10 protein-coding genes are annotated in these 13,874 nt (G+C 33.3%); 7 read left to right on the forward strand and 3 right to left on the reverse strand.

Annotation, left to right across the window (positions count from 1 at the left end; translation table 11 throughout):
- Positions 1-31: 31 nt before the first annotated feature.
- Positions 32-1,150, reverse strand: a complete 1,119-nt coding sequence (lpxB, locus tag GFV01_RS07575; RefSeq protein WP_160566093.1) for a lipid-A-disaccharide synthase — start codon at positions 1,148-1,150, stop codon at positions 32-34.
- Positions 1,151-1,350: 200 nt separating this feature from the next.
- The gene (locus GFV01_RS07580) at positions 1,351-2,130 is read right to left on the reverse strand and encodes an alpha/beta fold hydrolase (RefSeq protein WP_160566095.1); all 780 of its coding nucleotides are present in this window, start codon (positions 2,128-2,130) and stop codon (positions 1,351-1,353) included.
- 172 nt (positions 2,131-2,302) lie between these two features.
- On the opposite strand from GFV01_RS07580, the gene cycA reads away from it, so the two are divergent.
- The 5 genes from cycA to glpC all read left to right on the forward strand — a co-directional run bounded on the left by cycA (position 2,303) and on the right by glpC (position 9,493).
- Positions 2,303-3,694, forward strand: coding sequence for a D-serine/D-alanine/glycine transporter (gene cycA / locus GFV01_RS07585; protein WP_160566098.1), 1,392 nt, complete (start codon positions 2,303-2,305; stop codon positions 3,692-3,694).
- A gap of 244 nt (positions 3,695-3,938) precedes the next feature.
- Positions 3,939-4,757, forward strand: a complete 819-nt coding sequence (gene menB / locus GFV01_RS07590; RefSeq protein ID WP_160566100.1) for a 1,4-dihydroxy-2-naphthoyl-CoA synthase — start codon at positions 3,939-3,941, stop codon at positions 4,755-4,757.
- A gap of 609 nt (positions 4,758-5,366) precedes the next feature.
- The gene (glpA, locus tag GFV01_RS07595) at positions 5,367-7,028 is read left to right on the forward strand and encodes an anaerobic glycerol-3-phosphate dehydrogenase subunit A (RefSeq protein ID WP_160566103.1); all 1,662 of its coding nucleotides are present in this window, start codon (positions 5,367-5,369) and stop codon (positions 7,026-7,028) included.
- On the forward strand, positions 7,018-8,298 hold the full coding sequence (gene glpB, locus GFV01_RS07600) for a glycerol-3-phosphate dehydrogenase subunit GlpB (protein ID WP_160566106.1): 1,281 nt from the start codon (positions 7,018-7,020) through the stop codon (positions 8,296-8,298). The genes glpA and glpB overlap by 11 nt, the downstream gene beginning before the upstream one ends.
- A complete protein-coding gene (glpC, locus tag GFV01_RS07605; RefSeq protein WP_160566109.1) occupies positions 8,279-9,493 on the forward strand; it encodes an anaerobic glycerol-3-phosphate dehydrogenase subunit GlpC in 1,215 nt (404 codons plus the stop codon). Before glpB ends, glpC begins: the two co-directional genes overlap by 20 nt.
- Positions 9,494-9,559: 66 nt before the next feature.
- On the opposite strand, the gene GFV01_RS07610 is transcribed toward glpC, so the two are convergent.
- The gene (locus GFV01_RS07610; RefSeq protein ID WP_105296437.1) at positions 9,560-10,327 is read right to left on the reverse strand and encodes a DeoR/GlpR family DNA-binding transcription regulator; all 768 of its coding nucleotides are present in this window, start codon (positions 10,325-10,327) and stop codon (positions 9,560-9,562) included.
- 289 nt (positions 10,328-10,616) lie between these two features.
- Between GFV01_RS07610 and GFV01_RS07615 the strand changes: the two genes are divergently transcribed.
- Both GFV01_RS07615 and pgtP read left to right on the forward strand, forming a co-directional pair.
- Positions 10,617-12,191, forward strand: coding sequence for a glycerol-3-phosphate dehydrogenase/oxidase (locus GFV01_RS07615; RefSeq protein ID WP_160566112.1), 1,575 nt, complete (start codon positions 10,617-10,619; stop codon positions 12,189-12,191).
- A 61-nt stretch (positions 12,192-12,252) separates the two neighbouring features.
- Positions 12,253-13,611: a phosphoglycerate transporter protein PgtP gene (gene pgtP / locus GFV01_RS07620; protein WP_160542972.1), complete on the forward strand. Its 1,359-nt coding sequence runs from the start codon at positions 12,253-12,255 to the stop codon at positions 13,609-13,611.
- Positions 13,612-13,874 lie beyond the last annotated feature (263 nt).

Consider the following 13,874-nt stretch of genomic DNA (forward strand, 5'->3'; position numbering starts at 1 on the left):
TTCAAATAACTACAAAAAAAGGATTCCTAAATTAGGAATCCTTTTTTAATTCTTCAACTATCAGTTTTGCCGTTCGAGAGGAAGCTCCGGAGTCTCCCAGCTTATGCCTGAGCTCTAAATAATTCTTTTTAATGTTTACTGCATTTTCCGGCTCCAATATTTTAGTTAATTCACTCTTTAAATTATTGTAATTTAAATCATCTTGGATAAGCTCGGTTACTACTTTTCGATCCATGATTAAATTAACTAAAGAAATATATTGTATATGCTTTATTAATCTTTTGGCTATTTCATAAGAAATTCTACTGCCTTTATAACAAACCACTTCAGGCACATTCAGTAAAGCCGTTTCCAGAGTAGCTGTTCCGGAGGTAACTAAAGCAGCTTGAGATATCCTCAATAAATTATACGTTTGATTGGAAACGATCTTTACATGTGAATTCAAAAATTGTTGATAAAACTCTATTTCAATAGAGGGCGCACCTGCAATGACAAACTCATAAGATAAAAAATCTTTTTCCACCGATAACATTTGAGATAACATCTTTTTAATCTCTTGTTTTCTACTACCCGGAAGTAATGCTATTATGGGCTTATCCGAGAGACCATGCTCTTTTCTGAACTTATTTTGATCAAGTTCCGGTAATGAATTTAAAGCATCTAATAAAGGATGCCCCACAAAATCCACCGGATAATTATATTTAGCATAAAAATCTTTCTCAAAAGGAAGAATTACAAACATTCGATCAATATATTTTTTAATAATCTTTACCCTTCCGGATTTCCAGGCCCATAATTGAGGAGATATATAATAAAATGTTTTTATCCCTAATTTTTTCACACTTTTACAAATGCGAAGATTGAATCCGGGATAATCAATAAAGATGACACAATCGGGTTTATATGCAGTAATATCTTTTTTACATAAGTTAATATTACCCAGTATAGTACCTAAATTGGCCACTACTTCAAGAAAACCCATAAAAGATAAATCCTTATAATGTTTAACCATTATTCCCCCTTGGGCTTGCATTAAATCTCCTCCCCAGAAACGAAATTCTGCGTTTTGATCCTCTTTTTTAATTTCTTTCATGAGGTTAGAACCATGTAAATCTCCTGAGGCCTCTCCCGCAATTATGTAGTATTTCATATTATTTAAAATTTAAGGTAGAAAATGTTCGATCCATCCTTCTTACTCTTGTAAAGATACGTTCTTCCCCCTTTCCAATAATCAATCTGTCTCCAACGTATATTAAATTTCTCTTATACTAACTTTTATAATCCTTAGATTAGAATGTACGTGTAAAAAATTTCTTCTTATAACTTAAAAGCGGATAAAATCTTTATAAATTAAGACTGAAGAAAAGTGCTTACAGTTTCATAAAAAACTGTAGGATTATCTACTTGAACCCAATGCCCTGCATGGGGGATAACAACTGTTTTTTCATTTGGAAATTGTTGACGTATCGAAAATTCATCTTCCTTCAAAATATAATTAGACTTTTCTCCGGCAATAAATAAAGTAGGACCTTCATATTTTCCAAAAGAAATTGTATTATTTATTAACTGATTGTATTTCTCTTTTAAGGTTTTTAAATTAAAACGAAAGTCGAAACGGTTATCTTCCGTTCTGTAAACATTTTTCATTAAAAACATCAGTATTCCGGCATCACTTATATGCTGAGATAACATGTTTTCAACATCTTTTTTTTCATTTGCCTTTGAAAAATCAACGCTTTCCAATGCCTTGAAAATTTGCTGATGATGTGGAGGATAGGCTTTAGGAGCCATATCAACAACTATTAATTTTTCAACAAGATCAGGGTGTTTAACAGCGCATTCCATAACAGCCTTTCCCCCTAAAGAATGTCCTAATAAAATGGCTTTATCTAATGAATAATGTTTCATATAATTAACAATATCATCAGACATAGTTGTGTAGCTCATCTCATCCGAATGAAAACTTCTACCGTGATTTCGTAAATCGATAAGATGTACTTCATTGGTTTCAGAAAATTTTTTTCCTAAAGTCCCCCAATTGTCCAACATTCCAAATAAACCGTGAAAAATCAATAAGGGCATTTTTCCGGGATTATAAAATATTTTTGAATTTAAGACACGATTTTCCATTGAATTATCTTTTTTACAAAAATATGGATATTCTTAAATATACTTATTTTTTAAATAGAAACACAAATAGGTTTTAATTTATATGTGAAACTTCATAAAAAAATGTAATTTTATACTATATTTTATCAACAAAACAATTAATTATTACATAACTAAGAAAAAAATTGAATACATGAATAATTCCAACAATCAGTTAAAAAGGAGTTTAACTAACAGACACATACAGCTCATTGCTATTGGAGGAGCTATCGGAACGGGATTATTTATGGGATCGGGAAAAACCATAAACTTGGCAGGTCCATCAATTTTATTGGTGTATACCATTATAGGTTTTATTTTGTTTTTTGTCATGAGAGCCATGGGCGAATTGCTCCTTTCCAATCTTAACTATAAATCTTTTGTCGATTTTACCACCGATTTATTAGGCCCTATGGCAGGTTTTTTTATGGGATGGACTTATTGGTTTTGCTGGATAGTTACCGGAAGCGCTGATTTAATCGCTATTTCCGGATACGTAGAATATCTTTTTCCGAATATGGTTGCGCCCTGGATTCCTGCCTTAGCTTGTATAATATTATTCTTATGTTTAAATCTATTAACCGTTAAGCTTTTTGGAGAAGCAGAATTTTGGTTTGCCATAATTAAAATTATTGCCATAATTTCCCTTATTGCAATCGGTATACTATTCATAATTAATCATTTCAAATCTCCATCCGGAGTAACTACCTCGCTTTCCAATATATGGAACGATGGCGGATTTTTCCCTACCGGATTTACCGGATTTGTTGCAGGATTTCAAATCGCCGCTTTTGCATTTGTTGGAGTAGAATTGGTAGGAACGACAGCTGCTGAAACTAAAGATCCGGAAAAAACTCTTCCTAGAGCCATTAATGCCATTCCTGTTCGAGTTATTCTATTTTATGTACTTTCTTTAGCCGTAATCATGTCGGTAATGCCTTGGAGAACTATAGACCCCGACAAAAGTCCTTTTGTTGTTTTATTTTCTTTTGCCGGAATAACTGCTGCATTCAGTATAACTTATTTTGTAGTACTTACTTCCGCTGCTTCTTCTGCTAACAGCGGGATATTTTCAACCAGTAGAATGTTATACGGTCTTTCGTTAAGTAAAAAAGCACCTGTTTATTTCCGAAAACTTTCCAAAGCTTCTGTTCCTTCCTATGGGTTAACGTTCTCCTGCATCTGTTTGCTCCCTTCCGTACTAATCCTTTGCTATGGAAACGAAAATATAATGTATGCCTTTACATTGGTAACTACGGTAGCTACCGTACTTTTTATTTTTATTTGGTCTATGATCCTCATATCCTATATTTCATTCCGAAAGAGAAAACCCGAACTTCACCGAAAATCAAATTATAAAGTTCCCGGAGGTCTTCTATCCATTTATTTATCCTTATTGTTTTTCTTATTTCTCATTGTGGCTTTTTGGTTTAAAGAAGACACAAGACAGGCTCTCATTTTTACTCCTTTATGGTTTGTATTATTGGGAATTTGCTACTCAATAATTCCAAAGCAAATAAAAAACCAGTGGAAAGCACATTTTTAGAATTTTATACCTTTTATCAAGTAAAAAGATTTTCTAAAATCAATCAGTACAAACAATAATTGATCTTTACTAATCATTTAAGATTTTAAATTATGTACAAAGTTAATTTAAAAAGCTTTGTCCGTTATCCCTAAAATTGCCATAGTTTGGTGGTAAAACACAAGAAGGCATACTACTCTTACTTTTATAATAGGTATTAAATACCTAAATTTGAAAATTATCAATAAAATAAATCTAATACAATATGGCTAGAAATTGGCAAACCATAAAAGAATACTCTGATATTTTATTTGAATACTGGAATGGAATTGCAAAAATAACTATTAATCGACCGGAAGTTTATAATGCTTTCCGACCGGAAACCAATTTTCAAATGATTGAAGCAATGGAATACTGTCGAGAGCATCCCGAAATTGATGTAATTATTCTAACCGGAGCGGGAGATAAAGCCTTTTGCAGCGGAGGTGATCAAAATGTAAAAGGTGTTGGCGGCTACGTAGGAGAAGATGGAGTACCTAGATTAAATGTATTGGAATTACATAAAAAAATAAGGGAAATTCCTAAACCGGTAATTGCTATGGTAAACGGATATGCTATCGGAGGAGGACATGTGCTTCATGTCGTTTGTGATTTAACAATAGCTTCCGAAAATGCTAAATTTGGACAAACCGGTCCGAAAGTTGGAAGCTTTGACGGTGGTTTTGGTTCATCGTACCTTGCCAGAAGTATTGGTCAAAAAAAGACAAGAGAAATATGGTTCCTATGCCAACAATATACCGCTGAAGAAGCAAGAGAAATGGGAATGGTAAATAAAGTTGTTCCTTTGGAACAACTTGAAGACACCACCATAGAATGGTGTGAAATTATGCAGCAACGAAGTCCAATGGCATTACGTATGATAAAACGTTGTTTAAATGCTGAACTTGACGGGCAGCATGGTCTAATGCAACTAGCCGGAGATGCTACCCTTATGTATTATTTAATGGATGAAGCCCAAGAAGGTAAAAAAGCTTTCTTGGAAAAACGTAAACCCGATTTTAAAAAATTCCCTAAATTTCCTTAATAATATTAAAAAAGTTCCTTGATTAAGGAACTTTTTTTATTTGAATATGAAAATACTTCGTTTTATATCGTTCATACAAAACAATGTCATTTTAAAACTACAACAATTTTAAAACTACAACAATAATTTTTAACTATTAGAAACCTTATTTTAAATGATGAAATAATTTCATTGATTATCAAGTCTTTTAGTTCTATATACTCTTATCTTTCATTTTATAATTTATAAAGATAGTATACAAAAAAATACAGGTCATTATATCTATATATCTATTTTATTTTCCATCGTTAAATATCACCATTTCTCCCTTATAATATTTTACCATTACTTACGTTTTAAAACCGCTTTTTCAGATAAAAACAAAAGTAATAGTAGACCCTATTAGAAAATTTTTAGAAAAATTTTCATCATAATAATTTGTAAATAAATTTTAATTAATTAAAACTTTTACAATTAATTAAGTAATAATTAATCTAATTCATCAATCATATATTGATAAGAAAAAATTATCTTATCTGTTTTTTAAAAAAATGATTAATATCAGAATAGTAACTCCATATTGTTTCGTTTTCTTTCGTAATTTTGCTACTAAAATAAAACCAAACATTTGTGAAAACAGAATTATCTAATTCTAGTAAAACTAACACTTGGGATGTAATTGTTATCGGAGGAGGTGCGACCGGTGCCGGAACTGCCCGAGATTGTGCAAGGAGAGGATTGCGTACGCTTATGTTAGAGCGTCACGATATAGCTACAGGAGCTACGGGAAGAAATCACGGATTACTACATAGCGGCAGCCGTTATGCGGTTACTGATAGAGAATCCGCTGAAGAATGTATCAAAGAAAATATGATCTTAAAACGTATCGCCAGCCATTGTGTTGAAAAAACAGACGGTCTTTTTTTAACCTTACCGGAAGACGATATTGCTTTTCAATCTAAATTTATAGAGGCTTGTCATACTGCAGGAATTGATGCTAAAGCCATCGACCCTAAAGAGGCATTACATTTAGAGCCTTCTGCGAATTCTTCCATAATCGGTGCTGTAGTTGTACCGGATGGAACTGTAGATCCGTTCCGTTTAACTCTTTCTAATATAGTAGATGCTAAACAACATGGAGCAACTATTGAAACCTACCATGAAGTTTTAGGATTAATTAAAGAACAAAACAGAGTCATCGGAGTAAAAGTTTATGATCATATAACCAAACAAGAAAAAAATTTATATGCTTCTGTGGTAGTAAATGCCGGAGGGATATGGGGGCAAAAAATTGCGGAATATGCTGATTTAAAAATAAAAATGTTTCCTGCGAAGGGATCGCTTCTTATTTTTGGACACAGAGTTAACAATATGGTATTAAACCGTTGTCGTAAACCTGCAGATTCTGATATCCTCGTACCCGGAGACACCATTTGTTTAATAGGTACAACTTCCACCCATGTCCCTTACGAAGAAATTGACAATATGTATGTTACTCCTGAAGAAGTAGACATCTTAATCCGTGAAGGTGGAAAACTATCCCCTACCCTGCTTCAAACCCGAATATTACGTGGGTATGCAGGGGTGCGACCATTAGTAGCTTCCGATGATGATCCTTCAGGACGTAATGTTAGCCGAGGTATCGTTTTATTAGACCATGCTACAAGAGATGGTCTGGAAGGTTTTATCACCATTACCGGTGGTAAATTAATGACGTACCGATTAATGGCTGAATGGGCTACAGACTTAGTATGTAAAAAATTAAATAATACAACTCCTTGTACAACCGCTGAATCCAATCTTCCGGGATCTCAACAAAGTACTGAAGAAATAAATCAAAAAATGACTTCAGTACCAACTACCATACGTAAATCTGCCATTTACAGATTGGGAGATATGGCAGAGAATTTAAAAGCAAACAAGGTTACGGAAAATAGTTTAGTTTGTGAATGTGAGGAAGTATCAGTCGGAGAAGTCGAATATGCTATTAATGAATTACATGTCAACAATCTAATTGATCTTCGTAGAAGAACTCGTGTTGGCATGGGAACCTGTCAAGGAGAACTTTGTGCCTGTAGAGCAGCCGGATTAATGAACCATTATCAAGTTTTAAGCCCGGATAAATCTAAAGAAGATTTAACCATTTTCCTTAATGAAAGATGGAAAGGTATACGTCCTATTGCCTGGGGCGATACTTTAAGAGAGAGTGAATTTACCAGTTGGGTTTATGAAGGAGTATGCGGATTAGATATGACACAAGAACAAATTAAAAAAGCAAAAGATGAAATTTGATACAGTAATAGTAGGAGGTGGTTTAACCGGATTGGTTAGTGGAATTAGATTAATTCAGAAAGGGCAAAAATGTGCTATTATCTCTTCCGGACAAAGTGCTTTACATTTTTTTTCAGGTTCTTTCGATTTGTTAAACAATCTTCCGGACGGAACGCCTGTTAATAACCCGGAAGCTTCCCTATCAGAACTTTCTAAACAAGCGCCGAATCATCCATATACCAAAATGGGCGAATCTAAATTTAAAGAATTAGCCCAAGAAGCTAAAAATTTTCTAAATGGAATTGGAATAAAAATCCAAGGGTCTTCAACTAAAAATCATTATCGAATTACCCCTATGGGTATGATAAAACCCACTTGGTTAACCATGCCAAATTTTGCTTTTTTTGAAGATGGAAAATTTCCAATTAAAAAAGCAGCAATTATAAATGTTGAGGGATTTTTAGATTTTAATCCTGATTTTATTTCGGAAGCATTTGAAAAAATAGGTGTGGAAACTACCATCAACTATTTCAACTTACCGGAATTAAATACAATCAGAAAAAATCCGAGCGAATTTAGATCTACTAACCTGTCCTTTGTATTTGACAAAGAAGCTAACCAATATCTTCTGGCTAAAATTCTCACTGAAAAAAGTCAAGGATGCGATGCTATTATTTTCCCTGATTGTATTGGCTTTAGAAATGCGGATGTATTACCTAAACTCATTCAAAAGGTAGGAAAACCTATATATTTAATACCGACCTTCCCTCCTTCCCTAGTAGGTGTTAGTACTCAATTATATCTAAAAGATTATTTCACAAAATTGGGCGGTATTTTTATGCTGGGAGACAGCGTAACCCATGCCAACATTGAAGGAAATCAAGTTACCGAATTATATACACTTAACCACGGAAATATTCCAATTTCTTCCAAAAACGTAATACTTTCTTCCGGAAGCTTTTTTAGTCAAGGATTATTAGCTGATAGTAAACAAGTTTATGAACCTGTATTTGACCTTGATACGGATTATTTACAAGATCGAGCAGATTGGTATAATAGTAATTTATTTGAAAAGCAAAATTATCAACAGTTTGGTGTTAAAACTGACAAAAATTTTCACGGTATAAAAAACGATATGCCTATCGATAATCTATATGTGGCAGGTGCCATTCTTAGTGGGTTCAATCCATTAAAAGAAGGATGCGGTGCAGGTGTTTCCTTTTTATCCGCATTATATGTAGCTGAACAAATTTTAATTAAAGAAAAGACCTATGAACCTATTGCTCAATAAAAGTGAAAATAATTTCGAACAATGCATTAAATGTACGATCTGTACGGTGTATTGTCCCGTATCCAAAGTAAATCCCGATTATCCGGGGCCAAAACATTCCGGCCCTGATGGAGAAAGATTACGTTTAAAAGACCCTGAATTTTATGACGAGTCTTTAAAATATTGTATTAACTGCAAAAGATGTGAAGTTGCTTGTCCTTCTAACGTTAAGATTGGAGATATAATCCAAATGGCTCGCATTAAATACAGCAAGAAAAAACCTATTTTAAGGGATGTAATTCTTGCTCACACGGACTTTATGGGTACACTGGCTACTCCATTTGCTCCTATTGTGAATGCAATGACTTCTTTTAAACCGGTTAAAAGCTTAATTGAGCCTATCTTAAAAATAGATAAGAGAAGAAGCCTTCCCAAATATTCATTCGGTACGTTCAGAAGTTGGTACAAAAATGTTGCTGAAGAACAAAAAAAATATCCAACACAAGTATCTTATTTTCACGGTTGTTATGTAAATTATAATAATCCGCAGCTTGGAAAGGATATGATCAAAGTTCTTAACTCATTGAACATAGGGATTCAACTTCTTGAAAAAGAAAGATGTTGTGGTATTGCTTTAATATCAAACGGTTTTATAGATAAAGCTAAGAAAAACGCGACTATCGATGAAGCTGAAATTCGCAAATCCGTAATAGACAAAAAACTTCCGGTAATCACTACTTCTTCTTCCTGTACGTTTACTGTACGTGATGAACATTCTCATCTTTTGGGAGTAGATAATAGTTCCGTTAAAGATCAAGTAGAATTAGCTACTCGATACATTTACCGATTACTGAGTTCTTCTGACACTAAACTTAAGTTTAAAAATAAACCTTTAAAAATTGCGTATCATACCCCTTGTCACATGGCAAAATTAGGATGGACGTATTATTCCGTTGAATTGTTAAAACTTATACCAAATGTAGAAGTAACCGTTTTGGAATCTAATTGTTGCGGAGTTGCCGGAACTTTTGGATTTAAAAAAGAAAATCACGAAGTTTCTAAAAAAATTGGTGATCCATTATTTAATCAAATTGAAACGGGAGGTTTCGATCTTGTTGCAACCGATTGCGAAACTTGTAAATGGCAAATTGAAATGTTTACCACTAAAAAATGTGAACATCCCCTTAGTATAATTGCCAATGCATTAAAGGATTGATATTATATTTTCAGTAAAAAACCCTTATGATTTTTCATAAGGGTTTTTTTATAAACAAATCAAAATTTATTTGGCAACAATTACTTCTATTCCGTTATCTTCTAAAGTGGTAAGATCTTTTTCCGTAATATCATTATCTGTAATCAAAACATCTACTTTATCAAGGGAACAAATCTGACCAAACCCTCTTTTATTTATTTTAGTTGAATCAGCCAAAACTATGACTTTCTCCGATTGCTCTATCATTACTTTATTAAGATGGGCTTCTGTTGAATTGGAGGTTGAAAGACCAAAGTCCAGGTCTATGCCATCTATCCCCAAAAACAATTTATTACATGAAAATTTTTTTAATTCGGATTCTGCTAAAGATCCTATCACGGAAATGGAGCTTTTCCTTAGATTTCCCCCCAGCTGAATTACATCAATAAAAGAATCCTTACTCAACTCCATAGATACACTTAACGAAGAGGTAATGATCGTTAATTTTTCATATCCTGAAATGATTTTTGCTAAATAATATACAGTAGTTCCTGAAGCTAAAATAATAAAATCCTGATCGTTAACGAACTTAAGTGCAGCTTTCGCTATTTTTTGTTTTTGCATTACTTGCACAAATTCTTTTTCGTTAATATTTTTTTCGAAAGCATAGAGAGGTTGCTTACTTGCTCCACCATGTGTTCTATATAAAAGACCGGTATTTTCCAAATATTGAAGATCCTTTCTGATAGTAACCGCCGAAACATTTAATTTTTCACAAAGCTCATTAACTTTAGTGAAATTATGCTCATCTAATTCATCGATAATAAGTTGCTGCCTTCTATTAAGCTTAATCATGATCAGAAATTTTTGAAAGTTTAAAGTTAAGAATAAAATCTAAATCTTTATTACATTTTATCAATATGTCAATTAAATTATCATTAATAACTATATAGTCAATAAATTATTTTATTTTTATTCCATTAATTAACAGCCTGTACCTTTATTTTATCAAATTTTTAACTAAAATTTATAGGAATTTCAACAGAAAATTGTATATTAAAAAATTTCATACTGTTTCGTATTGTTTTTTTTGTAATTTTACCGACAACAGAAAAGAAGCAAAAAACAATTAAATTAAAACAAAATGAAACGAAGTGATCAATTATCAAAACTAAATACAAATTCTGAATGGGATGTAATTATAATTGGTGGCGGTTCAAGTGGTTTGGGAGCAGCTGTAGATGCAGCAACAAGAGGATATAAAACCGTTTTATTTGAAGCTCATGATTTTGCAAAAGCAACATCAAGTCGTTCTACAAAATTACTTCATGGAGGTGTACGATATTTAGCACAAGGAGATATTGCCTTAGTAAAAGAGGCACTAAGAGAAAGAGGTCTTTTGGAAAGAAATGCCAGTCACCTTGCGAAAAAACAAGTTTTTGTTATACCTAACTATAAATGGATTGATGGTCCTTTTTACACCATTGGGCTAAAAATATATGATATGCTTTCGAAAAAACTTAGCTTAGGAAAATCCGAGCATATCAGTAAAAACAAAGCGCTGGAAATGCTACCTACCGTGGAACCTAACGGTCTACATGGAGGGGTAATATATTACGATGGACAGTTTGACGATTCTCGTATGGCTGTAAATCTTGCCCAAACTGCTGTAGAAAATGGGGGAGCCATCTTAAACTATATGAAAGTAACCGGTTTAATCAAAGATGATAAAAACCAAATTACAGGTGTAAAAGTTAAAGACGAAATTAACGGTACCGAATACGAAGTAAAAGGAAAGGTAGTATTAAATGCCACCGGTGTATTTACTAATGACATCCTTAATATGAATGACCCTAACCATAAAAAAACAGTTGTTCCAAGTCAAGGGATCCACTTAGTATTAGACAAATCATTCTTACCGGGAGATAATGCTTTGATGATTCCTAAAACCAGTGACGGAAGGGTATTATTTGCCGTTCCATGGCATAACAGACTAGTGGTAGGTACCACAGATGTGTTAGTTGATCACCCAAGTTTAGAGCCTAGAGCTTTGGAACAAGAAATTGAATTTGTACTTAATACAGCATCTCAATATCTTGTTAAAAAACCTACTCGAAAAGACGTATTATCCATCTTTGCGGGACAAAGACCATTAGCGGCTCCTGATAAAGAAGGAGGAAGCACTAAAGAAGTATCTAGAAATCATAAAATTTTAGTTTCAGAAACCGGATTATTAAGTATTATCGGTGGGAAATGGACTACCTTCCGACAAATGGCAGAAGACTTTATAGATAAAGCCATAGAGACCGGAAAAATTGACCGTAAACCTTGTAAAACAGTTAATCTTTCCATTCACGGGAATATGCCGGCAAATCAAGTAGACAGAACCAATCATTTATATGTTTATGGTTCCGATATACCGGCTATCAAAAAACTTCAGCAAGAAAATCCTGAATATGCAGAAAAAATCCATCCAAACCATGACTATACAAAAGCTGAAATTGTATGGGCTGTTAGACAAGAGATGGCGCAAAAAGTTGAAGATATATTAGCCCGAAGAGTTCGACTATTATTTGTTGATGCGCGCGCTGCTATAGATGCAGCTGAATCGGTAGCAAAAATTATAGCTAACGAATTAGGATATGATGACAATTGGGTTGCTAAAGAAACTAAAGAGTTCCAAGATTTAGCCAAAGGATATTTATTAGTTAATTACTAAAATAAGTTGTCTATCATTTTTTCATTAAAAAAATAATTAACTCTATTATAAAATTAAAAAAATGTCAAATTTTTTAGCTCCACCTAAGCCTATTGAACGTAAGCCGGAATCGGAAGTTAAATCTTCCTATACGCAATTGAGGCTTCAGGTCTTCATAGGAATATTTATAGGATATGCCGCCTATTATCTTGTTAGAAAAAACTTTTCATTGGCTATGCCTTATTTAGTTGAAATGGGTTTTTCTAAATCAGACCTCGGAATTGCCTTTTCATTCAATGCTACTGCGTATGGTTTATCTAAGTTCATCATGGGGGGGATTTCAGATAGAAGTAATGCAAGAAAATTCCTTCCTTTAGGATTAATTTTAGCTGCGGTTTCAACCATTATAGCAGGAACTTCCATAGGAATGTATAATATTACCGTAATGGCCGTTTTCCAATTTTTAGTGGGTTGGTTCGGGGGTATGGGTTGGCCTCCCTGTGGACGAGTGATGACTCATTGGTTTTCTGTTAAAGAAAGGGGAACAAAAATGGCTATATGGAATTTAGCTCACAATGTTGGTGGTGGATTATTAGGTCAGGTAACCAAATGGGGAATTCTTTTCGCTTCATCTCTTAGTATGAGTGTTCTAAGCTGGAAAGTAGGAATGTTTTGGTTTCCTGCAGGAATTGCCATCCTAATCGCCATAATTTCTTATATTCTTATTCGTGACAATCCTCAAGCATGCGGCTTGCCGAGCATTGAAGAATATAAAAATGATTTCCCTCCTAATTATTCTAAAGATTCCGAAAAAGTATTATCGACTAAAGAAATATTTTTCAAATACGTTTTAAATAACAAAATGCTTTGGTTCGTTGCATTCGCAAACGCCTTTGTTTACTTTATCCGATACGGAGTACAAGACTGGGCTCCTACCTATCTTTCAGAAGTAAAAGGGTATTCCCAAAGTGATATCAGCAATGCCTATACCTATTATGAATTGGCTGCTATACCGGGAACCTTATTATGTGGTTGGGTTAGTGATAAGATATTTAAAGGGAAAAGAGCCATGACTACCATTATATTTATGTTATTGGTAATTGTATCAATAGTTGTGTATTGGCAAAATCCGGACAGTAAATTAGTTGATTTAATAGCATTAACTTCAATTGGATTCTTTATCTATGGTCCGGTGATGTTAATAGGTGTTCAAGCATTAGATTTAGCTCCTAAAAATGCTGCAGGAACTGCTGCAGGTCTTACCGGTTTCTTCGGTTATTTTATCGGTACTTCATTACTTGCTAATATAGTTATGGGAAAAGTAGTTGAATCCCTTGGATGGTCGGCAAGCTTCCAATTGTTAATTGGCAGCGGCATTTTATCCATTATATTTATGGCTTTCACTTACAAAAAAGAACAAGAATTGGATAAAAATAAATAACAATATAAAAATACATTCTTTTTCTGTTTTTAATAAGTTTTGATTGTGATAAAATTTTTTGGAATGAATTACAAATGGATATATAAATCCATTACTGAATAAAAGCTCTGGTTTAATTGAAAATTATTTGAAAAAATAATGATTGATAAAAGATAAAACATGAGTTAGTTAAAAATCCTGTTTTTAAATATGATGTAAATAGAGCCACCAATAAAATTTTTCACAATCAAAACCTATTAGCATTGAAAAGAAATACCATCAAG

The sequence above is a fragment of the Apibacter sp. B2912 genome (assembly GCF_009827835.1).
Classification (GTDB): domain Bacteria; phylum Bacteroidota; class Bacteroidia; order Flavobacteriales; family Weeksellaceae; genus Apibacter.